Here is a 22,641-nt window from a genome sequence, read left to right as displayed (position 1 = left end):
GGCCCGCGCGCGGTGCGTCTGCGGGCACAAATGGTTGGTGGGGCATCCCGCCCCGTTCGTTGCCGCCCACTATGCCGATGGAATGCTTGCACGATAATCCGGATTGCGCGACAAATGCTTTTGAATTGAATTCAAAGCCGGAGGATCAGTTGGATAATCGCGCAGGGGAAATGGAAGTCTTCATCCGGGTGGCCGAACTAAGAAGCTTTTCCGAAGCCGGGCGAAAACTGCATCTGTCACCATCGGCTGTCAGCAAGCTGGTGACACGGATCGAGGACCGGCTGGCGACCCGACTTCTGGTGCGATCCACACGCGGATTGCAGTTAACACCCGAAGGCGAAATGTATCTGGTCCGCGCCCAGCGTGTCCTTGATGAAATTGACGATGCCGAACGTGCGGTCGCCAGTGGCGGCAAGGCCGCTCCGCGTGGCCGATTGCGCGTCAATGCCTCCATCGCGTTTGGTGTGATGTATGTTCAGCCGCTGATCCCGGCCTTTCTTGAACGCTATCCCGAGGTCGAACTGGATTTTTCCCTGACCGACGGGATCATTGATTTGCTTGAAGAACGGGCCGATATCGCCATCCGGTCCGGATCATTGCCCGACTCATCGTTAAAGGCCCGCAAACTGGTCGAAAGCAGCCGCACCATCGTGGCATCACCAGAATATATTGCCAAACGCGGCCTGCCCCGCCACCCGGATGATCTCGTGGATCATAACTGCCTGCGATTTAACTTTCCCGTCCCGATGAGTGAATGGCCGTTCATCAATCCCGAAACCGGAGAACGGATTGGCCGGACGATCACCGGAAACTTCCAGTGCGACAGCGGCGCGGCCATGCGCCGCCTTTGCCTTTCGGGGCTGGGCATGGCGCGGCTTGGCCGGTTCCATGTCCAGGGTGATCTCAAGGCCGGAACGCTGGTTGAAATCCTGCCGGACTGGAACCCGAACGAAGAACAGCTGATCCATGCGATCTTTGCCGGGCATGAACATCTTGCCGCGCGCATCCGGGCCTTTATCGATTTTCTGGTTAATCATATCGACCCGTACGGAAACGGCATCCGAATTCCGTAACGATTAAAGCGGCTTAAGAAACCGGCGCGCTCAGCAATTCAAGGCAGCGCTGTGCCACCATGCGGGCCGGTTGCAGGGACGGATGTTTGAACGGTACGATTTCGGTATTTGGCAACAACGGTCGGGCATAATCACCATCATACAATGCCTGATGCAAAAGCTGATGGCGCGGGTTTGCGATACCATCGGGGGCATAGATATAAACCCCGCCTGGTGCGGCTGAGGCCTCGCAACACATTGAAACCGAGTCACCCGTAACAATCAGGATATCCGCCAGCGCCAGATAGCCGAAATACGGATTTTCCGCCTTCGCGTTCCAGTCATGCAGGTGATAGGGCACACCAGATGCGCTCAGCATTTCTGCAATGATCGCCTCGTTTTCCTGCCCGGTGCGGCGGCTCGTCGTGACAAGCAGGCTGCCATCTATCGCCTTTGTGGCCTCAATCGCCCGCCCGGCCAGTTCACGCGCCATGCTGGCTGTGAAAACCGTGGCCTTGGTGCTGCCGCCAATGATCAGGGCGATATGTGGCTTTGGCAGTCCCTTGAAATGCGGGCGCCAGGTATCGGCTTCGATCAGAAGGCGCGTTTCGGTCACGCGGTGCGGGGCGCCGGGAATTTCCAGAACATTGTCACGTGCCGCCATCCGGTCATGGGCGGGAACGGCAATCAGGTCAAACGCCCCCTCGCCCCCGTCCGGACGCATGATCTGGCAAATCCGTGTATGGCCGTTGCTTTGCTTTTTGATCCAGCGCGCAATCGGTGCGGTCCGCCGCCCTGCGGCAATCACCAGATCGGGCCAGGGCGCGACAAGACGCGCGCGCGACGCGATATCCACCCCCAAAAGGCTGGCGCGGCGGATAACATTGGGCAGGCGCGCCAGATTGGTATAACCGATATCGATCCGCTTGAAGGGCTGGGCCAGTGCTTCTGCCACGCCGACGGCCTGATTGACGTTTCCGGCGCGATCATCGGCCAGAACCCAGATCAGGTGTGCATCATCATCGGTCATTCAGGGTCGCATCCTTGTCGGACTATTGATTTCCCGTGCAGGCAGGAAGTGCTGGTCAACGCGGGCGCCAGTCACTTTCTGATTGGTACAGACAGTCCGCACTTTTATCAAGCACCTGACGCGCGCAGCCTTTTTCGGCTATGCTTTGTTACCAATATGTCATCATAATACATTGGCATAATCTGAAAAACGGTCCGACGGGAAATGCTCAAGACATCAATATCCGCAAAGCGAAGCGCACGGCTGGTTTTGGCCGGCATGCTGATATTGCTGCCTGTTACCGTCTGGCTGACCACGGAACTGTGGCGCGAAACCCGTCTTGTCGAAATCACCGAGGACGGCCGCAACAAGCTGGAACTTTACCGTTCCAACCTTCAGGGCGCGATCAAGGAACACGAATATCTTCCGATCACGCTTGCCAGTGACAAACGCATCATCGACCTTGCCCTGCATTCCAGCCCGTCAGACGCGGCCGAGGTCAATGTCTATCTGGAAAAACTCGCCGCCGACAGTGGCGCATCCGACATCTATTTCATGGATCGCAACGGGACGACAATTGCAGCCAGCAACTGGAACAGCGACGCATCCTTTGTCGGGCGTAATTTCGCGTTTCGCCCCTATTTCAAACAGGCCGAAGCCGGACTGACCGGTCACTATTTTGCATTTGGCATCACGTCAAATGTGCCGGGCTATTACATATCGCATCCGGTGCGCCCGAACGGCACGGAATTCGAAGGTGTAATGGTGGTGAAAACCCATCTGGAAACACTGGTGCAACGCTGGGCGCGTGGGAATGAAAACGTTCTGGTGACCGATGAAAACGGCATTGTCATCATTACATCCCGCCCCGAATGGCGGTTCCGCGATCTGATTGGCATCTCCCCCGAAGACCGCCCGGCATTGATGCTGTCGCGCAAATACGGTGAATATCCCCTGGACCCGATGCCGGTTCACCAGGGCGAATGGCCCGGCAATGACGGGATCGGTATCCTGTCCCTTGCCCCGGCACAGGTCATAACGCCCGAAGCCCTGCAGTCAGGTCAGCCCGCCACCACAAATGCAGAAGCGGAAGCCGCGGAAAAAGCCCCAAAAGATGCCAAACCCTATCTGGTAATCCGAAGCCCCCTGCCCAAACAGGGCTGGAACATATACCTGCTGACCGACAAGGCGGTTCTGGATCAGTCGATCCTGACCGCCGGTTTCATTGGCGGGGCGATGCATATCATCATCATGGGAACGATATTTGTTCTGCTGCAGCGCCGCCGCGCGATGCTTGAACAAATCGAAATTCGTGACTGGTCGCAACGCGAACTGGAACGTCAGGTACGGCTTCGCACCGCCGACCTCATGAGCTCCAACCTGCGCCTTGCCGAGGAAATAAGCGAACGCCGCCGGACAGAGGACGCGCTGCGCACGGCACAGGCCGAACTGGTGCAGGCAGGCAAACTTGCCGCCCTTGGCCAGATGTCGGCAGGCATCGCACATGAAATCAATCAGCCGCTGACCGCCATTCGAAGCTATGCCGAAAATGCGTTGAAATTCATTGCGCGCGGCAATGATGAAACCGCCAGTCGCAATCTGGGCCGGATTTCCGAACTGACCGAACGCATGGGCCGGATCACCAACCATCTGAAAACTTTTGCCCGCCGCCCCAAACACGACACGCACCCCGTTGCCCTTGCCGGTCCACTGGAAAAGGCGATTGACCTTTTGCGCGAAACCGGGCGGGCCGGACTGGCCGATATCCGGTATCAGGCAACTGAAAACATCGCACTGGTGACCGCCGAGGAAAACCAGCTCGAACAGGTTTTCCTCAATATCCTGAGCAACGCCGCCGATGCCTGCCGGGATGAGGAATTCCCGCAAATCGGGATTATGCTGGAAGAAAAGGATGGCCGCGTTCTGGTCGCGATTACCGATAACGGCCCCGGTATCCTGCCCGAAAACCTGCCCAAACTGTTCGACCCCTTCTTTACCACCAAACCGTTTGGCGACGGGCTGGGGCTTGGGCTTTCGATCTGTTATGGCATCATGCGCAGCTTTGGCGGCACGATACGTGCGGAAAACCGCCCGACGGGCGGGGCCTGTTTCACAATTGAATTGCGATGTGTCGAACAGATGACCGGGCATGACGGCACATCAACCTCGACGTCATCGCCGATGCCTGATACAACATCCGGCCAAACCGCCGAAACAGAAGGCGTGGAAACGGATCTGCTGGTACATCGTATGATCGCCCCGTGATCCGGAACGGATTAAAAGGGGAAGGCATTTGAATAACTCGGCCCATTGCGTTCTGTTTGTCGATGACGACGAAGATGTGCGGGAAGCCGCACAGCAAACGCTGGAGCTTGCCGACATCCCTGTCGAATGCCACAGCGACGCCGGTTCGGCGCTGGAACGCATTCGCCGCGGCTGGCCCGGAATCCTGATTACCGATATCCGCATGCCACGCATGGATGGCATGGAATTGCTGTCCCAGATCCGTAAAACCGAACCGGAAATGCCGGTGATCCTTGTCACCGGGCATGGCGACGTTGCCACTGCGGTGCGTGCCATGCGCGAAGGCGCGTTTGATTTCATCGAAAAACCGTTCGATCCGGACCATTTCATCGATGTTGCACGCCGGGCCATGGCCCATCGGCAGTTGGTTCTTGAAAACAGGACGCTCAAGGCCGAACTGGCCCGCCACAGCAAGGAAGTATCGGGCCTGATCGGTCGAACGCCTGCCATGGAAAAGCTGCGCACGCTGATTGGCAATATCGCCGCGACCGATGCCCATGTCCTGATCAATGGCGAAACAGGTGCGGGCAAAGAAGTGGTTGCGCGCACCCTGCACGAGGCATCAGGCCGCCCCGGGCAGTTTGTCGCGGTCAATTGCGGGGCAATGCCTGAAAACCTGATTGAATCCGAACTTTTCGGCCACGAAGCAGGTGCCTTTACCGGGGCTGAAAACAAGCGCATCGGCAAATTCGAATTTGCCGACAAGGGCACCATGTTCCTGGATGAAATCGAAAGCATGCCGTTGTCCCTGCAGGTCAAGCTGCTGCGTGTGCTACAGGAACGCGCGCTGGAACGATTGGGATCGAACAAGTTGCAACCGATTGATTTGCGTGTGGTTGCCGCAACCAAGATTGACCTGCGCGAGGCATCATCACGCGGGGCATTCCGCGAAGATTTGTATTACCGCCTGAATGTCGTCCAACTTCACATTCCGCCATTGCGTGATCGAAAGGATGACATCCCCCTTCTGTTCCAGCATTTCATGAAAGAGGCGCAAGGACGGTTTGGCCGGGAATTTGCCCCGTTGAACGGTACCGAAATCGCCCGCCTGACGGCCCATGACTGGCCAGGCAATGTGCGCGAATTGCGCAATGCCGCTGAACGCCGGGTGCTGGGCCTTGATCCGTTTGCCGGTGACAGCGCACAGACAATCGAAAATGTCCTGTCGCTGCCCCAACAGGTCGAAGCCTTTGAAAAAGGCGTGATTTGCGAGGCCCTGCGCCAGCATGGCGGCCATGTCACTGCGACGGTCAATGCGCTGGGTGTCCCGCGCAAAACCTTCTATGACAAACTTGCCAAATACGGCATCGTCCCGGCTGAATTCCGCAATAAATCGGACGGCTGACACCACTTGGCAATGTGCCCTTAGGCGTCGATCATGGCTGACCAACGTCACCGGCCGGGAACCGCTTTTCCGGACGGTTTTGGTATTGGTCCTACCAATGGCAGACCCTGATTGCGCCCAAAATCCCGTAATCGATAAAAAAATTGCATTTTCAACTTGAGATATTGTGCGGAAGACCGCACATTGCGAAAGAGGGATGTGCGGGAAAGACAACAAAAATAAGAACTTACGCTGCACCGCACCATCGTGAAATACACCGCAAACCGCTGATATTACTTATCGTAATGGCAGATATGCAGAACTGGCCCGGCAATTGCAGTATTGCACCCCAGCGCCAGACGGCGACCTGAACGACGCCGATAACTGGCGCGCTACTGGGAAAACGCACAAAGCTTATAGGGAGACTATTGATGCGTCCGATTACCAAAAAACTTCTCGCAACCAGCGTTGCAATGGCAGCTGTTCTTGGCATGACCAGCGCAGCATCCGCACAGGTTGTTGTCAAATATGCTCACGTGGTTGCCCCGAACACCCCGAAGGGTCAGGGCGCTGAGTTCTTCAAAAAGCGTGCTGAAGAAATCCTTGGTGACAAGGTTAAAGTCGAAATTTATCCGAACTCGCAGCTGTTCGATGACGACAAGGTTCTGCCGGCAATGCTCCGCGGTGACGTTCAGCTTGCTGCACCGTCGCTTGCGAAATTCGGCAAATGGACCTCGAAGCTCGGCCTGTTCGATCTTCCGTTCCTGTTCAACGACATGGAAGCTGTTGAATGCTTCCAGAAAGGTGAAAAAGGCCAGGAGCTTCTGCTTTCGATGGCTGACAAGGGTCTCACCGGTCTTGGTTACTGGCACAACGGCCTGAAACAGCTTTCGGCCAACAAGCCGCTTTTGACCCCGGCTGACGCCGCTGGCCTGAAATTCCGTATTCAGAGCTCGGACGTTCTTGCTGCCCAGTTCGAAGCTGTTGATGCCGTCCCGCAGAAAATGGCATTCGCCGAAACCTATTCGGCACTTCAGACCGGCGTTGTTGACGGTCAGGAAAATACCTGGTCGAACATCTATTCCCAGAAGTTCTTCGAAGTTCAGGATTACATCACTGAATCGAACCACGGTCTGCTCGACTATCTGGTCGTGACCTCGACCAAATGGTGGGACGGTCTTGATCCGGAAATCCAGGCTGGTCTGAAACAGGCCATGGACGAAGCAACCGAATACTCGAACGGTCTGTCGGGCAAACTGGCCGACGAACAGCGCCAGCTGATCGTTAACTCGGGCGAAACCGAAATCGTCAAACCGTCTCCTGACGATGTCAAAGCATGGCGCGAAGCCATGAAGCCTGTCTGGGCTCAGTTCGAAGGTGATATCGGTGCCGATCTGATCGAAGCCGCCGCCGCCTGCAACAAGTAATTCCTCGAACCTAGAGGACCGTTACCGCTATGATTAAAACGGTCGTTGACCGGCTGGAGGAGGGCATTATTGCCCTCCTTCTCGCCGCCATGACGGTACTGACTTTCGTCAATGTCGTTCTTCGTTACGGCTTCAATTCCGGTATGACCTGGTCGATGGAAATCACCGAATTTCTGTTTGCCTGGCTTGTGCTTTTCGGCATGTCTTATGGCGTCAAGGTCGGATCCCATATCGGGGTCGATGCCCTTGTGCAGCTGTTTGCAAAACCCGCCCAGCGCATCACCGGTATCTTTGTTGCCCTGGTCTGCATGACCTATGCCGCGCTCATTCTTTATGGCGGCTGGGAAAGCATGACCTTCTATCACATGATCGGTATCGAGGCCGAAGATTCCCCGATCCCGATGTGGGTGGTCTATCTGATCCTGCCGCTTGGCGGTGCGTTACTGCTGTTCCGTCTCGGACAGGTCCTGTGGCGTATTCTTTCGGGTCAGCAAAACGGATTCTCGCTTGCCGACGAGGCACGCGAGGCGATCGAAACCATTGGCGAGGGCGATGAAGCCGAAGCCATGGCCGACGGCATGGTCCGTCGCGACAACGATAAATGATCGCGGGGGAACGCCTTAAATGACAATCGCATATCTGTTCATCACGCTGTTTGCGTTGATGGCGCTTGGCACCCCGATCGGCGTGGCGCTGGGCCTGTCATCCATCACCACCATCCTGTTCTTTGGATCGGACTCGCTTGCGACCCTGATCGAAAAACTGTTCAACGGGATGGAACATTACACCCTTCTGGCCATTCCGTTCTTCATCCTTGCCTCGACCTTCCTGTCGACCGGCGGGGTGGCACGTCGTCTGATCCGCTTTGCGGTGGATACGGTTGGCTGGTTCCATGGCGGCCTTGCCATGGCGTCCGTTCTGGCCTGTATGCTGTTTGCCGCTGTTTCTGGTTCCAGCCCGGCCACGGTTGTTGCCATTGGTTCGGTGGTGATCGCCGGCATGATCAAATCGGGGTATCCACGCAACTTTGCCGCCGGTGTGATCTGTAACGCCGGTACGCTTGGCATTCTGATCCCGCCATCCATCGTGATGGTGGTCTATGCCGCGGCAACCCAGGTTTCGGTCGGCCGCATGTTCCTGGCCGGTGTCATTCCCGGCTTGATCGCCGGTCTGATGCTGATGGCGGTGATCTATGTTGTCGCCCGGATCAAAAAGCTGCCCAAACAGGATCGTCCGAGCGCTTCGGAATGGTTTGAAGGCCTGTTTTCCGCATCCGGTGGCCTGCTTCTGGTGGTTGTGATCATGGGCGGTATCTATGGCGGGATCTTTACCCCGACCGAAGCCGCAGCCGTCGCATCCGTCTATGCCCTGCTGGTCGCTATCGTGTTTTATCGCGATATGGGCCCGATCAAGGGTGTTGCCTGGGTTCCGGAAAAAGGCATGGGTGTGGGCGCTATCATAGGCTACAACCTGCCTAAAATCGGCAAGGCCATCGCGCTGATCCCGTTCGACAAGGATATCCGCCACGTGCTGCTGGAGTCTGGCAAAGTGACCATCATGCTGATGTTCATCATTGCCAACGCCATGCTGTTTGCCCATGTGCTGACATCCGAACGCATTCCGCACACCATTGCAGAAACCATCATCAACTGGGGTCTGGAACCTTGGGCCTTCCTGATCGTGGTCAACATCATTCTGTTGATCGCGGGCAACTTCATGGAACCTTCGGCCATCCTTCTGATCATGGCACCGATCCTGTTCCCGATTGCGATGAAGCTTGGTATCGATCCGATCCATCTGGGCATCATCATGGTTGTGAACATGGAAATCGGCCTGATCACGCCGCCGGTCGGGCTTAACCTGTTCGTGACATCGGGTATCACCGGCATGTCGCTGGTTCAGGTGGTTCGTGCAGCCCTGCCTTGGCTGATGATCCTGCTGGTCTTCCTGATCATCGTGACATACATACCGGCAATTTCGACATGGCTTCCGACCATGCTGATGGGCCCGGAAAAGGTCATGAACTATTAGATCAGGCGAGAACTGAAAACCTTGCAAACGGCACCCCATCGCGGGTGCCGTTTTCTTTTGCGGCCTGTATTCTTTTGCCGCGTCAGACGGTTATATGCATAGCTGATATTCAGGCTGTCAAAATCGCCGGGCTGGAAAAAACAGAATTTCCGTGGATAATGGCACAAATTGAATCGTTTCAGGCTGCGATCCACCCGGCCCCGCCACCCGCAACGGTGCGGCCTTCCTGATGCCACTGCCATATCTGACCGGAATTTTCGCCCCGCCCGCTGTCCGGGTGTTGGCGATATGTCCCGTTTCCTGTCATTCCGGCTGGCCTTAAGGAAGTCCGCTAAAGACCGATACTGGAAACCGGACAGATCACGCCCCACCTGCCACCATAAGAAACGGATACGGAAGTCATGGCGAATACAGATGCCAGCGCCCCGATCAATACGCAGCGCCTTGCGATCCTGCTTGCCGCCCTGATCGCGACCGCACCATTTGCGATTGATACCTACCTGCCTGCCATTCCGGCGATGGCAGCAGATTTTGGCGCGCCGACGCATAATGTCGAAGTATCAATCAGCATGTTCCTGATTGGTTTTGCCCTGGGTCAGCTGATTGGCGGGCCGCTTTCGGATCGCGTTGGCCGTCGCCCGGTCGCGTTGATCGGGCTTGTGATTTACATCATCACCAGTGCGATCATCATCTTTGTCGACAGTTCCCTGTCGCTGAATGTCATGCGCTTTATCCAGGCGATTGGCGGCGGTTTTGCCCTTGTGATTGTCGGTGCATCGGTGCGCGACCTGTTTGATGGCAAGGATGCCGCGCGCATGTTTGCCCTGATCGCGGTGATCATGATGATTGCCCCGTTGGTCGCTCCAACGGTTGGTTCGGCCCTGCTGGTCTATTTCCAGTGGCAGGCGATTTTCGTCCTGCTGGTCATATATGGCAGCATCATGCTGGTGATTGTTTGGTTCAAGTTACCCGAAACCACCAAACTGCGCCCACGCTATGCCGGACCAGCACGACGGGTGTGGTGGACCTATCTGGAAGTCCTGCGTACGCGCAAGGCAGTTGGTTTCATGCTGGCCCACACCGGGGCAAGTGCGGTCATGTTCAGTTTCCTGACCGACAGCCCGTTCATGTATATTGATTATTTCGGCGTATCACCAAGCCAGTTCCCCTATCTGTTCGGGGCGAATGTCATTGTCATCGTGATCTGCAACCGCCTGAACAATCCGTTGCTGAAACGGCTTGAATGCCATCAGATACTTGCGATTGGCACCGCCCTTCAACTGGCGGCCGTGATCGGATTGTTCATTGCGGTGAATGCGTTTGAGCCGTCGCTATATGCTGTGGTGCCGCTGGTGATGGTTGCTGTCGGCATGATCGGGCTGACCGCACCAAACGCAACCGCGGCCTTCATGCAGTATTTCCCACATATCGGCGGGACGGCCACCGCCTTGATGGGGACCATACAGTTTGCCACCGGCGCATTAGCAGGCACCATTATCGGACAGGTCCATGACGGCAGTCTTCTGCCCGTGACAGCATCGATGCTGGCCTTTGGCATTTTCGCCAATGTCATGGTCCATTTCGTGGCCGAGGCAAAACAGATCGAACAGCCTGCCCCGGCCCAAACCGACGATACCGTCGCGGTTGCCGCAGATTAAGTACAGACCGGTTAATGCCAACAAGGAGCCCCACCAGATGGCAAAGATGAATTTCAACGATTACGGCCGCGCCATGGCCAAATATAACAGCTGGCAAAATGGTATTCTGTACGATCTTTGTGATCAGATTGGTGACGAGGAACGCCGCCGTGACCGCGGTATGTTTTTTGGCTCGATCCACGCAACACTTAATCATCTGCTGTATATAGATCACCGCATCCTCGGCATTCTGAAAACCGGACAGGCCGAGCCATTTGATGCCCGCACCGTCATGGCCGATGATTTCGAAACTCTTGGCAAAATGCGGATCGAAACCGACACGGCAATCGCCGAATTCGTCGATTCCAGCGATCATGGCTGGCAGGATGACATTCGCGAATTGATGGGGCTGGATGGTGTAACCCGCAAATTGCCGCGCCAGCTTTTCCTGATGCAGCTTTTCAACCACCAAACCCATCACAGATCGCAAATCACAAGCGAGCTTTACAAGATGGGTCTTGATTACGGCATTACCGACGTGCCGCTGACACCGGATTTGCCGTTGTGACCCGACCGTTACCTGCCTTCGAACACCGCTTTTCTTTTTTCCAGAAAGGCGGTGTAGCCTTCCTTGAAATCCGCACTGTCAAAGGCGCGGTATCCTTCGTCAAATTCCCTTGCGTCAATCGAACCGCCTTCTTTCAGGCGGTTGATCATTTTCTTGTGCAGGCGCTGGGTGATCGGTGCGCCACCGGCAATTCGGGTTGCTGTCGCCGTTACTTCCGCATCGAATGCATCAAGTGGCACATGCCGGGCGATAAAGCCGATTTCGCGCGCACGCGCGACATCAAAAACTTGCCCTTCCAGCAGGATTTCAAACAGGGTTGCTTCGCCCAGAAGATCCAGCATGATCTGCAATTCCGGATAGCCCAGCGTCGCGCCAAGCTTCATCGGCGGCACGGCGAATTTTGCATTATCGGCTGCAATCCGCAAATCGCAGGCCGCAGCCAACACAAACGACGCCCCGATGCACGGCCCGTCAATCGCCGCAATCACTGGATGCTGGCAAACCCGAAGCGCCTGCAAGGCTTCGGCATGGAGCATTCCGTAATCGCGCGCCTTTTCAAACCCGTCACGTTCGCGAACAAATTCATGAATATCCGCTCCGGCCCCAAATCCGGCCCCGCTGCCGCCGCGAATAACGATGCAACGCAGGTTGCTGTCCCCACCAAGATCGTCGGCAATCCGGGCAAGTTCCCCCCACATCGGCTTGGTCAGCGCGTTTTTGCGCTCCGGCTGCGAAATGGTGATGATTGCAATACCGCCGTCATTGATATCGACGACAAGTCCGGTTTCCTGCGACATGGCAGTGCCTTTCCGCTTAATTCGGTAAAGCTATACCAAATAAACCCAAAACCGCACTTTGCCAATGCCTGACAAGGGCTTGGGGTATTCTCACTGTCTTCGTGGCAGCAAATCAGGATGCAGGGACGTCGCGCATCCCATGCGCCCGAAGCCACACCGCCGCCGTCTCGATATCAGTTTCATAATGAACCAGCGGCGGCTTGATGCCGTGCGCAAACAGTTCCCGCCGAAGGTCATGCGATGTGCCGGTCAGAATGACCTCGATCCCGCGTCCGTGAGTCTTGCTTGCCAGCCCGGCAATCGTATTGGCCGCGGTTGAATCAAGAAACGGCACGGCAGCAAAATCAATGATCAGCGCCTTATGCGTATCACCAATCCGGTCCAGAACCGATCCGATGGATGCCGCGGCCCCGAAAAAGAACACGCCGGTAATCCGGTAAATCATGATGTCAGGATCGGTTGTCGATGAAATACCCGATGCCCCGGCCCCGCCGGTCGTGCCATCCGCCCGGTCTTCGGACACAAACGGGCTGTGGGTGGCAATTGCGGTCGTTTTTGACATCCGCTGGATAAACAGGACCGATCCCAAGGCAAAGCCGACCACAATGGCCTCCAGCAGATCACGGAAAATCGTCAGCAGGAACGTCACCAGCAACACCGCCGCATCACCGCGCGATGCACGCAGCAAGGTAGCAAAGGCATGTTTTTCGATCATGTTCCACGCGACGACCGCCAGCACCCCGGCCAGACTTGCCAGCGGAATGAAACTTGCTAACGGGGCTGCCACCAGAATGAACAGCAGCAAAAACAGCGCATGCAGAACCCCGGCAACCGGACCATGCGCACCCGCACGGATATTGGTCGCGGTGCGCGCAATCGTGCCGGTCACGCATATGCCGCCAAACAGACCCGATGCCATATTGGCCACCCCTTGGGCCACCAGTTCGCAGTTCGACCGGTGATGCCGCCCGGTCATGCCATCGGCCACCACGGCGGATAGCAGCGATTCAATGGCGCCCAGAAGTGCAAATGCAATTGCGTTGGGCAAAACCGCCTGCACTTTCTCAAGGGTGAATTCCGGTAGCACCGGCGCTGGAAAGTCGCCTGGTATACCGCCAAAGACGCTGCCGATGGTTGATACCGGCAGATTGAAAAATGCTGTTATCAACCCGGCCCCGGCGACGGCAATCAACATGCCCGGCCAGTGCGGACGCACCCGTTTGGTGCCAATGATCACAAGGATCGTCGCCCCGGAAAGGGCAACCGTTACAAGATCAATCCCCGGCAAAGCGGCCCAGATCGCCGGAAGTTTTTCCAGAAGCGGCCCCGGCTCCGCCCCCGACAGGGTCAGCCCCAGCAAATCCTTGATCTGGCTTGCGAAAATGATCACCGCAATCCCGGCGGTAAAGCCAACCGTCACCGGATAGGGAATGAATTTGATATAGGTGCCAAGCTTCAGTGCCCCGATGGCCAGCAACATCACGCCTGACAGGATGGTTGCAATAAGCAACCCGTCCAGCCCGTGCGCCTGCACCGTGCCCGCAACCAGAACGATAAACGCCCCCGCCGGTCCACCGATCTGAAAACGGCTGCCGCCCAGAAGCGACACCAGAATGCCACCGACAATCGCGGTATAAAGCCCCTGCGCCGGAGAAACGCCCGATGCAATTGCAATCGCCATCGATAGCGGGAGGGCGACAATCGCCACTGTCAAACCGGCAATCGCATCAGCGCGAAGCTCTTTAAGTCCGTATCCTTCGCGCAGGACGGTAACAAGTTTCGGTGTAAACAGTTCGGCATATCCGGGTTCGGATGCCGGATTGATCTTCGAGGTTCTGGTTTCCATAGTCTCCGGCAGCCTTGCAAAAGGCGGCGGGATCGTCGGCATAAGTCGGCGGTCGCCGTCGCAAAATTCGTTGCGTTTTATTCCTCACCCTGCCCGTTATCCCGGGCAGGTCGCGTTTCAGGTTCCTTCAGGCGCACACCGCGTCCGGTCGCAATGCTCGGTGCCTGATCACCAATCAGCTCGATCCCGGCCCGGTCAAGTGCATCAACCACCTTGGCCAGCGTATCGACCACACCGCGCACATTGCCCTTGCTGGACTCCATCCGCTGGATGGTTGGCACAGAAATCCCGGCCATCTCAGCCAGTGTTTTCTGATCAATGCCCAGCAACGCACGCGCCGCGCGCATCTGTCCTGCGGTGATCATGAAGCAAACCCTCTATCCAAACATGACCGAAGCCTAACAAAAGGTATCTGAAACTGCAATTATGATATCTAAGATATCAGTTTTGATATTTCAAATCGGCACTGCGTTATTCGCATCCGGCTCTGCTGCCCGCAAATTTGCCCCCGGCAACACCGGGCACCTGATCCTGACCAGCTGGACAGCGGCTTTTCTTTGCGCTTTGCGTTCAAAAACGCTAAGACGTGCGCAAATATTCGATCCGAAAAAGGGTATAGTCGCCATGACCAACGAAACTTCGACCGCGCATTGCTCGTATGCCGCCAAAACCGTCGCAAAGATTTTGCTTGATATCGGGGCTGTGAATTTCCGCCCGGAAGAGGCCTATATCCTGACATCCGGCTGGGCAAGCCCGGTCTACATCGATTGCCGCAAGCTGATTTCCTTCCCGCGCGCACGCCGCAAGGTCATGGAACTTGCCGCGCGTCAGGTTTCCGACAAGGCCGGTTACGAGGCATTTGATGCGGTCGCCGGTGGTGAAACCGCGGGCATCCCCTATTCCGCTTGGCTGGCCGATGTCCTGGACCTGCCGATGCAGTATGTCCGCAAGAAGCCAAAGGGATTTGGCCGCAAGGCACGGATCGAGGGCGACATCCACGAAGGCCAGCGCGTTCTTCTGGTCGAAGACCTTGCCACCGACGGCGCATCAAAAGTCAATTTCGTCAATGCCATCCGCGAAACCGGCGCCGAATGCAAACATGCCTTTGTCGTGTTCTTCTATGGTGTGTTCCCCAACGCGCTTGAGGAACTGAAAAAGGACGACATCGAACTGCATTACCTGGCAACCTGGGCCGATGTTCTGGCCGTTGCCGAAGAAGGCGAATACTTCCCCAAAGAAGCCATCGAAGGCGTTCGGGCCTTCCTTGCTGATCCAATCGGCTGGTCAAAAGCCAATGGCGGAAAGCACGACTAAGCCGGCAACACATTGCCAAATTCAGACGCCCGCAGGGAAAATCTGCGGGCGTTTTGCTTTTGATGGCCGGTCTAACGAGATTTATCCCGCCATATCCAATTCCGGCTTTGTCACCTTTGCCGGGATCGCCGCCCCAACCTCGCGTGCCTTTTTAAGGTGCTCCGCAGGGTCATTGCCGTCGGCCAGCAACATCAATTCCGAAGTTGCGACTTTCACTCCGCAATAATCAAAAATGCCCTGATGGATTTGCAGTTTCATGGCCCCGAAATATCCATGCCGGGCAAACGTGCCAAGTCCTGCCCCACCAATCGCGACAAGATGAACCTTCAGATGGTTCAGCTTTTTGATCACCTTTTCACCGTCAATATCCTCATAGGCCCAGCCATTTGAAAACACCCGATCGATCCAGCCTTTCAGGATTGCGGGCATCGACCACCAGTAAATTGGAAAAACCAGCACCAGCGTATCGGCGGCATCAATCCGCCTTTGTTCGGCAAGCACATCGTCCGGAAACGGTGACCTCATCTCGAAGGCCGCGATATCGTCCTGATTGAAGCGCGGATCAAATCCCTCCTCCGACAGATCGGCAAGCTCGAAACTGTGTTCGGACCCGGCATCCTCAATCCCTTTGCCAATTTGATTGGCGACCGCATGACTGAACGAACCGGAATTTGGATGGGCGACAACAACAAGCGCGCGCATGGCTTATCTCCTTGCTAAGTGATTGCCTCTCAACGGCAATCATTATATACTATAAGTAAGTTACTATCTGTAAGTTACTTTTGGTATATAGCCATGTCAAGTCTCGGTGCAAAAAAGTCTCCGTTGCATAAGCCCCGTAAACGTATGACCCGCGAAGATCGCAACCGGCAACTTCTCGACGTTGCCTGGAAGATGATCCACGACGGCGGAACCGAGGGGCTTAGCCTTGGAAATCTTGCCGAACAGGCCGGGGTTACCAAACCGGTGGTCTATGATCATTTTGGCACCCGGTCTGGTTTGCTGATCGCGCTTTATCAGGATTACGACCAGCGCCAGACCGCATTGATGGACGCCACTCTGGCCCGAAGCAGCCCGACCTTGCGCGACAAGGCATCGGTCATCGCGGCATCCTATGTTGACTGTGTGCTGTCACAGGGACGCGAAATTTCGGGCGTGATCGCATCGCTTGCCGGATCGCCGGAACTCGAACAGGTCAAGCGGGACTATCATCTTCTGTTCATTGATAAATGCCGCGATATCCTGTCGTCTTTCAGCCCAACGGGGAAAATCCCCATGCCGCGTCTTTGGGGCTTTCTGGGTGCCGCTGAGGCCCTCTCCTATGCCGCGGCAACCGGTGAAATCACCGCCGATCAGGCAAAGCAGGAATTGTTTGAAACCATCATCGCCATGGTATCGCGTGATAACCATGCCTCCGGGAACTGATGGCGCCAGTGCTGTCACATGCCCTTTTCTGGACATCGGGTTTAACAGGGTCCAATATATTCCAAAGCAAAAGCAAGGCCGTATGATAAATGGCACTGTCAGGTTATGGGAACGGCCCGGGCGCATCATCGCTTTGCGGCCAAAGGAGCAACTCATGAAGATCAGAAGCGCTGGCCTCCTGTCCGGTCTTGTTGTTTCCGCTTTGATACTCTCGGGCTGCGTGCAACCCACCGCACAAAACAATCCCGCCGCTGATACCACCGCGGAAATAGTAACTCCGTGGGGTGGCCCGACCACGGCAACATCCGCGAATGCCGCAAATGACAAATTCGTCATGACTCCAAATCCCCAAAAGGCCGCAATCACCGACATACAGCGCCAACAGATCGACGAGGCACGCATCGCGCTCGACATCCTTGATCGCATGGCACAACGTTGTGTGCAGCAAAATGACCCGGCAGCCTGCAATACACTTCAGACCAACTGGTCAACCCTGTCACAGCAATTGCACAAAAGCCTTTCGATCATTTCGGGTGACAACATGGGGGTAATGCCATCGGCCGGTGCGCCAATAATGAGCGATCCGACCGCGGGAGCAACACCCGGTCTGGTAACATCCCCTGCCCCGACAACGATGCCGCAGAATGGTACACCTACCATGGAAAAGACCATTCCGATGATGTCCAAGCCCGTTGATGGATGATGCCTTTTACCAATGACCATTTTCTCGCCACAGGGTCACGCGATACTCAGATACACGCGATAAGTGCAATTTGAGATAGAACAAAGAACGCCACCACTGATCGCATTAGACTGCTTCTCATAACCACGCTAGCCGCCTTGATCGAAGGCGGTGCTGCCCGGAAAAGGAGACTGGCAGATGTATCGGGATATCCTTGTTCATATCGACAATTCAGCCCCTTGCGCACAACGGCTTTCGGTTGCCCTGAAGGTTGCCAAGGCGCAAAAAGCCCATCTGACCGGGCTGTTTCTTCTGCCCTATGCCGAAATTCCACGTTTCATGGAAGTTCAGATTTCTCAGGAAATCGTCAATCAGCAGCGCGCGGCCATGGCCGAAACCGCCAAGGAAGCCAAGCGCGACTTCGCAAAAGCCTGCGAAGACGCTGGTGTTACCTTCAGTTGGCAGGAAACGCCATGCTCGGCAGCCGAGATTGCCGACACGGTTGCCATGTATGCCCGCCATCATGACCTGACGGTTCTGGGCCAGTATGACCCGGACAGTGCCGATCCGTCCTCAACCTCGGAAATGCCTGACAAGGCCATTCTGACCGCTGGCACCCCGGTTCTGGTCGTCCCCTATGCCGGTCGGTTCGAAACGATTGGCGAACGCGTTATGGTTGCGTGGAAGCCGTATCGCGAAGCCGTCCGTGCGGTGAATGACGGCATGGCCTTTCTCGAAAATGCCAAATCGGCCCTCGTTCTTTGTGCCGATCCGAACAAGGGCGCCCGTGACTCCATTCCTGTTCCCGGTGTCGATATCGGTTCGCGGCTTGAACGCCACGGGGTGAATGTCCGCAAGGAGAATATGAATGCCAGCGGCATCAGCGTTGGCGATCTTCTGCTGTCGCGTGCGGCCGATGAAAGCATCGACCTGATCGTTTGCGGTGCCTATGGCCGCCCGCGCCTGCGTGAATTGATGATGGGGGGTGTGACACAGCATCTTCTGCGTCACATGACGGTGCCGGTTCTGATGTCGCACTAGGCTGCGACCAACGACATCGTTACCAAGCCGGCCGGTGCCCTTGCCCGGCCGGTTTTGTTTGTCGGTTTCGTTTTTGCCGATCACGCCAAAGATCTTCGCCAAAGCATGGTCCAACTAATGATTCCCATGCCGGAAATAGCTGACTAAAGTGCCTGAAAGCATCAGGATCTTTCCTGCACGAAACAGAGGTTCGCCATGAACACCAACGCCACCACCACGACAATCGATACTGCCCCGACCGCCAAAGGCAATTCCGCAGCCAGCCGCGATATCGCAAGCTATCTTCATCCCTATACCAACCTTGCCACTCACGAAAAAACCGGGCCGCATATCATTTCAAAGGGTCACGGGATTTATGTGACCGATGACAATGGCCGCGATTTTATCGAAGGCATGGCCGGTCTTTGGTGTGCGTCGCTGGGATTTGGCGAAAATCGCCTTGTGAAAGCCGCGACAAAGCAGCTTGAAACCCTGCCCTATTACCACACCTTCGCATCACGCAGCACCAACCCGGCGATTGACCTGGCCGAAAAGCTTCTGGAACTTGTACCCGTCCCTATGTCCAAGGTTTTCTTTGCCAATAGCGGATCAGAAGCAACGGATTCCGCGGTCAAGATGGTCTGGTATTATCACAATGCGATTGGCCAACCGGAAAAGAAGAAGATCATTTCGCGCAAGAAGGGCTATCACGGGGTGACGGTGGCTGCGGCCTCGATGACGGGGCTTCCGGGCAACCACAAGATGTTCGACCTGCCGATTGACCGCATCATCCATACCGAAACCCCGCATTACTGGCGCGAGGCCCAGCCCGGCGAGGAAGAGGAGGATTTCGCGACCCGTCTTGCCGAACAGCTTGAAGACCTGATTCAAGCCGAAGGCCCGGAAACCATCGGGGCGCTTATCGCCGAACCGATCATGGGAGCCGGTGGCGTGATCGTGCCGCCGCGCACCTATTTCGAAAAGGTGCAAGAAGTTCTGGACCGGTATGACATCCTGTTTATCGCTGACGAGGTCATATGCGGATTTGGCCGGACCGGACGGATGTTTGCCACCGAAACCTTCCGGCTTAAACCCGACATGATCACGGTCGCCAAGCAGCTTTCATCGGCCTATCAGCCGATTTCGGCCCTGTTCATCAATGACAGGATTTATCAGGCTGCGAAAAAGGCATCCGACGAGATCGGTACATTTGGCCACGGCTTCACCTATTCCGGCCATCCGGTCGCGGCTGCCGTTGCGCTTGAAACCCTTAAAATCTATGAGGAAGACGGCATTATCGACCATGTCCGCAATGTCATGTCGCCATTCCAGAAACGCCTCAAGGACCTCAATAAATTCGAACATGTCGGCGAAACCCGCGGACGCGGGCTGATTGGCGCATTTGAACTGGTCCAAGACAAATGCCTGAAAACACCAATGCAGCCTGTCGGTGCTGCCGGTAAGGCGGTTGTTGCAAAATGTATGGACCACGGTGTGATCCTGCGTGCACTTGGCGATAGTGTCGCCTTCTGCCCGCCGCTGATCATTACCGAACAGCAGGTCCACGATATGTTCGACAAGGTCGAAGCTGCTCTTGGGGACTGGCACAACAGCCTCGGCTGAAATATCCCAGAACAGAAAACCTTTACAAAACAAATAGATGCCGCTGCATCGATGAAGACGCAGCGGCATCGCCATAGCAAGAAACTTTCAATTAATGGCGGTTGATAGATTTTATTGCTTGTTTGAATTGATTTAATTGTGGGTCGGAAGTCCTTTCAAAACCTTGCCAAATGCGATCAATAGCGCCAAATTGGGAACAGGAATTGAACAGGGAACCACCCAACGCCATGAGTGATGGCGAGATCGACAAACAATGAATGGACGCCTTCTTTGACAGCGTGGTTCGCAGCGACACTGAAAACGACAATCGAAGTGAAACTGGAATCGCTTTAAAATTTTTGACAAGGGTCAATGCCAAGTCGGAAGCCATGTCCGATAAGGAAGTTATCAAGACCCGGTCAAACGGGACCATGCTGATCCGGAGATGTACGCATATCCGGCCAGGACCAGAGCTTTGCCAAGGGTGAGAGAACGGGATGAAAGACAGCCCGTACCTGCGGTAAAGAGACAGGCGAAAGACACAAAAGATGAATTATAACACCTTCTTTAAAGACGCGTTGTCCGGCCTCAAAGCCGAAGGCCGTTACCGCGTATTCGCCAATCTTGAACGCATTGTCGGTGAATTTCCCAAAGCCATGTATCACCCGGGAAACGGTGATGCGCCGCGCAAAATTACGGTCTGGTGTTCGAACGACTATCTTGGCATGGGACAGCATCCGAAGGTTCTTGAAGCCATGCAAAACACCATCACCGGTCAGGGTGGCGGTGCAGGTGGCACGCGCAATATTTCCGGTTCCAACCATCTGCATGTCGCGCTAGAGCAGGAGCTCGCCGATCTGCATGGCAAGGAAGCAGCCCTTTTGATGACATCGGGCTATGTTGCCAACTGGACGACGCTTTCAACCCTTGGCTCGAAACTCCCGGATTGTGTGATCATTTCCGACTCGTTTAACCACAATTCCATGATCGAAGGCATGCGCCATTCCAAGGCGGAACGCCGGATCTGGAAACATAACGATGTCGAACATCTTGAAGAAATCCTGCGCGATCTGGGACCGAACCGGGCCAAGATCGTCGCGTTCGAGTTCTGTTTATTCAATGGATGGCGATATCGCGCCAATCACAGAAATCCTTGATCTTTGCGAAAAATACAACGCGATCTCCTATCTCGACGAAGTGCATGCGGTCGGCATGTATGGCCCGCGTGGCGGCGGCGTTGCCGAACGCGACGGCGTAATGGATCGTGTCGATATCGTTCAGGGCACGCTTGCCAAGGCATTTGGCGTGATCGGTGGCTATATCGCGGCCAAACATGAAATTGTCGATTTCGTGCGCAGTTTCGGGAATGGCTTTATCTTCACCAGCTCTCACCCGCCCAGCATCGCGGCCGGAGCACTGGCCTCGGTCCGCCACCTCAAGGACAGCAATATAGAACGTGAAGCCCAGAAAGAACGTGCCGAAACGCTGCGCGAACGCATGCGGACCGCCGGTCTTCCGGTGATGGATGCGCCAAGCCATATCGTGCCGCTGATGGTGGGCGATGCAGCAATGTGCAAGGAAGCCAGCGACCGTCTGCTGTTTGATCACGACATCTATGTGCAACCAATCAACTACCCGACCGTACCGCGCGGCACAGAACGGCTGCGCTTTACCCCCGGCCCGCTTCACAATGATGAACTGATCGATCATCTGATCGACTCGCTTCTGGTGGTTTGGGGCCAGCTTGGTATTGCCAAGGCAGCCTGAGACTTAAAATCCCACTGCATATGACAGAATACTGAAGGCCGTTGATTATCGACGGCCTTCTTTTTTGTGTCTGCCACTCATTGCGGGCCCCTTCTTCGGCAGATCGGGAAATGATTGTTCTCGTGATGCGGTTGTTTGCTTTCGAAACTTCCCGTCCTATATTGATGCTGTTGCCATCACACGATGTTGGGACAGAAGCCATTTGCCATCTTGCAATTAAGAACCGTTCGCGCTAACTTCGGTGTCTGCAACATGACAGGGACCGTTTATGTATTCGGATAGAACCTTGCTGCCCAAAGAATGTCTGCGCCTTTGCGCACTCGGCACCCTTGCCCTTTCCGATAAACCGATCAGCTATGCCGATCTGGCCAATTCAGTGCGCCATTTTACCGCCCATATCATGGGGCCGTCGCTTGATATGATGGGGAGCTCGCTTCAGCTTCTTAAGCTTGAAGGGTTGGTGCGCGAAGATTGCAACAGCGGGTCATATTCGGATGCGCAATTGTCGCTGACCAAGGCCGGACATGACAAGTTCAAGGAACTGATGCAGGGCACGCTTCGTGATACATCAGGCGAGCTTTCGCGCCTTGTGATGGCACTTAAAATGCGGTTCCTGCATCTGCTGGATGACGAGACGCGCCGCGACCAGATCGAAATCCTGCATGACGTTTGCGAACTGGAACTTGATCGCGTTCTGGCACTTCGCGAAGAGCATGCGAACGAAGCTGCCCCATTCACCGGATGGCTTGACATGGAAGCACGTCGACTGAAACAAAAACGCGATTGGCTGAAAAGTCTGTTGGCCTAATTCCAATTCCCGTTATAGTCGAGAGATA

The 22,641-nt window shown here is 55.6% G+C and carries 20 protein-coding genes and 1 pseudogene; 16 read left to right on the top strand and 5 right to left on the bottom strand.

What is annotated here, in order from left to right; genetic code table 11:
* Nucleotides 1-149: 149 nt before the first annotated feature.
* Nucleotides 150-1,073 carry a LysR family transcriptional regulator gene (locus tag R1T41_RS15445; protein ID WP_097051447.1) on the top strand — a complete coding sequence of 308 codons (924 nt, stop codon included), beginning with the start codon at nt 150-152 and terminating at the stop codon, nt 1,071-1,073.
* A gap of 13 nt (nt 1,074-1,086) precedes the next feature.
* On the opposite strand, the gene R1T41_RS15440 is transcribed toward R1T41_RS15445, so the two are convergent.
* On the bottom strand, nt 1,087-2,082 hold the full coding sequence (locus tag R1T41_RS15440; RefSeq protein ID WP_317337720.1) for a mitochondrial fission ELM1 family protein: 996 nt from the start codon (nt 2,080-2,082) through the stop codon (nt 1,087-1,089).
* Nucleotides 2,083-2,286: 204 nt separating this feature from the next.
* Here R1T41_RS15440 and R1T41_RS15435 point away from each other — a divergent pair, with 204 nt between their 5' ends.
* From R1T41_RS15435 to R1T41_RS15400, 8 genes are all read left to right on the top strand, one after another.
* The gene (locus R1T41_RS15435; RefSeq protein WP_317337719.1) at nt 2,287-4,326 is read left to right on the top strand and encodes an ATP-binding protein; all 2,040 of its coding nucleotides are present in this window, start codon (nt 2,287-2,289) and stop codon (nt 4,324-4,326) included.
* A gap of 28 nt (nt 4,327-4,354) precedes the next feature.
* The gene (locus tag R1T41_RS15430) at nt 4,355-5,710 is read left to right on the top strand and encodes a sigma-54 dependent transcriptional regulator (protein ID WP_317337718.1); all 1,356 of its coding nucleotides are present in this window, start codon (nt 4,355-4,357) and stop codon (nt 5,708-5,710) included.
* 410 nt (nt 5,711-6,120) lie between these two features.
* Nucleotides 6,121-7,116 carry a TRAP transporter substrate-binding protein gene (locus tag R1T41_RS15425; protein WP_317337717.1) on the top strand — a complete coding sequence of 332 codons (996 nt, stop codon included), beginning with the start codon at nt 6,121-6,123 and terminating at the stop codon, nt 7,114-7,116.
* Between the two features lie 29 nt (nt 7,117-7,145).
* The gene (locus R1T41_RS15420; protein ID WP_062959017.1) at nt 7,146-7,721 is read left to right on the top strand and encodes a TRAP transporter small permease; all 576 of its coding nucleotides are present in this window, start codon (nt 7,146-7,148) and stop codon (nt 7,719-7,721) included.
* A 19-nt stretch (nt 7,722-7,740) separates the two neighbouring features.
* Nucleotides 7,741-9,147: a TRAP transporter large permease gene (locus R1T41_RS15415; protein ID WP_062952482.1), complete on the top strand. Its 1,407-nt coding sequence runs from the start codon at nt 7,741-7,743 to the stop codon at nt 9,145-9,147.
* A complete protein-coding gene (locus R1T41_RS15410) occupies nt 9,099-9,377 on the top strand; it encodes a hypothetical protein (RefSeq protein WP_317341604.1) in 279 nt (92 codons plus the stop codon). Before R1T41_RS15415 ends, R1T41_RS15410 begins: the two co-directional genes overlap by 49 nt.
* Before the next feature lie 171 nt (nt 9,378-9,548).
* Nucleotides 9,549-10,805, top strand: a complete 1,257-nt coding sequence (locus R1T41_RS15405) for a multidrug effflux MFS transporter (RefSeq protein ID WP_317337716.1) — start codon at nt 9,549-9,551, stop codon at nt 10,803-10,805.
* A 37-nt stretch (nt 10,806-10,842) separates the two neighbouring features.
* A complete protein-coding gene (locus R1T41_RS15400) occupies nt 10,843-11,352 on the top strand; it encodes a DinB family protein (RefSeq protein ID WP_317337715.1) in 510 nt (169 codons plus the stop codon).
* Between the two features lie 8 nt (nt 11,353-11,360).
* Here the strand turns inward: R1T41_RS15400 and R1T41_RS15395 are convergent, their stop codons facing one another.
* From R1T41_RS15395 to R1T41_RS15385, 3 genes are all read right to left on the bottom strand, one after another.
* Nucleotides 11,361-12,149, bottom strand: a complete 789-nt coding sequence (locus R1T41_RS15395; RefSeq protein WP_317337714.1) for an enoyl-CoA hydratase/isomerase family protein — start codon at nt 12,147-12,149, stop codon at nt 11,361-11,363.
* A gap of 112 nt (nt 12,150-12,261) precedes the next feature.
* The gene (locus R1T41_RS15390) at nt 12,262-13,995 is read right to left on the bottom strand and encodes a SulP family inorganic anion transporter (protein WP_317337713.1); all 1,734 of its coding nucleotides are present in this window, start codon (nt 13,993-13,995) and stop codon (nt 12,262-12,264) included.
* 77 nt (nt 13,996-14,072) lie between these two features.
* The gene (locus R1T41_RS15385; RefSeq protein ID WP_209221748.1) at nt 14,073-14,360 is read right to left on the bottom strand and encodes a helix-turn-helix domain-containing protein; all 288 of its coding nucleotides are present in this window, start codon (nt 14,358-14,360) and stop codon (nt 14,073-14,075) included.
* A 259-nt stretch (nt 14,361-14,619) separates the two neighbouring features.
* Here R1T41_RS15385 and R1T41_RS15380 point away from each other — a divergent pair, with 259 nt between their 5' ends.
* On the top strand, nt 14,620-15,309 hold the full coding sequence (locus R1T41_RS15380; protein WP_209221746.1) for an orotate phosphoribosyltransferase: 690 nt from the start codon (nt 14,620-14,622) through the stop codon (nt 15,307-15,309).
* Between the two features lie 81 nt (nt 15,310-15,390).
* On the opposite strand, the gene R1T41_RS15375 is transcribed toward R1T41_RS15380, so the two are convergent.
* Nucleotides 15,391-16,011 (bottom strand): NAD(P)H-dependent oxidoreductase, encoded by a 621-nt coding sequence (locus tag R1T41_RS15375; RefSeq protein WP_317337712.1) that lies wholly within the window; start codon nt 16,009-16,011, stop codon nt 15,391-15,393.
* Nucleotides 16,012-16,155: 144 nt separating this feature from the next.
* Here R1T41_RS15375 and R1T41_RS15370 point away from each other — a divergent pair, with 144 nt between their 5' ends.
* The 6 genes and pseudogenes from R1T41_RS15370 (at nt 16,156) to R1T41_RS15345 (ending at nt 22,613) form a co-directional block, all read left to right on the top strand.
* Nucleotides 16,156-16,734 (top strand): TetR/AcrR family transcriptional regulator, encoded by a 579-nt coding sequence (locus R1T41_RS15370; RefSeq protein ID WP_317337711.1) that lies wholly within the window; start codon nt 16,156-16,158, stop codon nt 16,732-16,734.
* Nucleotides 16,735-16,888: 154 nt separating this feature from the next.
* Nucleotides 16,889-17,437 carry a hypothetical protein gene (locus R1T41_RS15365; RefSeq protein ID WP_317337710.1) on the top strand — a complete coding sequence of 183 codons (549 nt, stop codon included), beginning with the start codon at nt 16,889-16,891 and terminating at the stop codon, nt 17,435-17,437.
* Between the two features lie 177 nt (nt 17,438-17,614).
* A complete protein-coding gene (locus R1T41_RS15360; protein ID WP_062952468.1) occupies nt 17,615-18,457 on the top strand; it encodes a universal stress protein in 843 nt (280 codons plus the stop codon).
* Nucleotides 18,458-18,652: 195 nt separating this feature from the next.
* A complete protein-coding gene (locus R1T41_RS15355) occupies nt 18,653-20,059 on the top strand; it encodes an aspartate aminotransferase family protein (protein WP_317337709.1) in 1,407 nt (468 codons plus the stop codon).
* Between the two features lie 527 nt (nt 20,060-20,586).
* Nucleotides 20,587-21,805: pseudogene (gene hemA / locus R1T41_RS15350) on the top strand (5-aminolevulinate synthase).
* Nucleotides 21,806-22,073: 268 nt separating this feature from the next.
* Nucleotides 22,074-22,613, top strand: a complete 540-nt coding sequence (locus R1T41_RS15345; RefSeq protein WP_317337708.1) for a hypothetical protein — start codon at nt 22,074-22,076, stop codon at nt 22,611-22,613.
* Nucleotides 22,614-22,641: the final 28 nt, after the last annotated feature.

It is taken from the genome of Thalassospira lucentensis (assembly GCF_032921865.1).
Classification (GTDB): Bacteria; Pseudomonadota; Alphaproteobacteria; order Rhodospirillales; family Thalassospiraceae; genus Thalassospira; species Thalassospira lucentensis_A.
Note: the sequence above shows the minus strand (reverse complement) of the source record. Positions and strands in the feature narration are given on the sequence as shown.

Coding starts and splice junctions, on each gene's coding strand:
- R1T41_RS15440 (WP_317337720.1), bottom strand. CDS start 2,082: ATGACCGATGATGATGCACACCTGATCTGGGTTCTGGCCGATGATCGC.
- R1T41_RS15435 (WP_317337719.1), top strand. CDS start 2,287: ATGCTCAAGACATCAATATCCGCAAAGCGAAGCGCACGGCTGGTTTTG.
- R1T41_RS15425 (WP_317337717.1), top strand. CDS start 6,121: ATGCGTCCGATTACCAAAAAACTTCTCGCAACCAGCGTTGCAATGGCA.
- R1T41_RS15420 (WP_062959017.1), top strand. CDS start 7,146: ATGATTAAAACGGTCGTTGACCGGCTGGAGGAGGGCATTATTGCCCTC.
- R1T41_RS15415 (WP_062952482.1), top strand. CDS start 7,741: ATGACAATCGCATATCTGTTCATCACGCTGTTTGCGTTGATGGCGCTT.
- R1T41_RS15410 (WP_317341604.1), top strand. CDS start 9,099: ATGGCTTCCGACCATGCTGATGGGCCCGGAAAAGGTCATGAACTATTA.
- R1T41_RS15405 (WP_317337716.1), top strand. CDS start 9,549: ATGGCGAATACAGATGCCAGCGCCCCGATCAATACGCAGCGCCTTGCG.
- R1T41_RS15400 (WP_317337715.1), top strand. CDS start 10,843: ATGGCAAAGATGAATTTCAACGATTACGGCCGCGCCATGGCCAAATAT.
- R1T41_RS15395 (WP_317337714.1), bottom strand. CDS start 12,149: ATGTCGCAGGAAACCGGACTTGTCGTCGATATCAATGACGGCGGTATT.
- R1T41_RS15390 (WP_317337713.1), bottom strand. CDS start 13,995: ATGGAAACCAGAACCTCGAAGATCAATCCGGCATCCGAACCCGGATAT.
- R1T41_RS15385 (WP_209221748.1), bottom strand. CDS start 14,360: ATGATCACCGCAGGACAGATGCGCGCGGCGCGTGCGTTGCTGGGCATT.
- R1T41_RS15380 (WP_209221746.1), top strand. CDS start 14,620: ATGACCAACGAAACTTCGACCGCGCATTGCTCGTATGCCGCCAAAACC.
- R1T41_RS15375 (WP_317337712.1), bottom strand. CDS start 16,011: ATGCGCGCGCTTGTTGTTGTCGCCCATCCAAATTCCGGTTCGTTCAGT.
- R1T41_RS15370 (WP_317337711.1), top strand. CDS start 16,156: ATGACCCGCGAAGATCGCAACCGGCAACTTCTCGACGTTGCCTGGAAG.
- R1T41_RS15365 (WP_317337710.1), top strand. CDS start 16,889: ATGAAGATCAGAAGCGCTGGCCTCCTGTCCGGTCTTGTTGTTTCCGCT.
- R1T41_RS15360 (WP_062952468.1), top strand. CDS start 17,615: ATGTATCGGGATATCCTTGTTCATATCGACAATTCAGCCCCTTGCGCA.
- R1T41_RS15355 (WP_317337709.1), top strand. CDS start 18,653: ATGAACACCAACGCCACCACCACGACAATCGATACTGCCCCGACCGCC.
- R1T41_RS15345 (WP_317337708.1), top strand. CDS start 22,074: ATGTATTCGGATAGAACCTTGCTGCCCAAAGAATGTCTGCGCCTTTGC.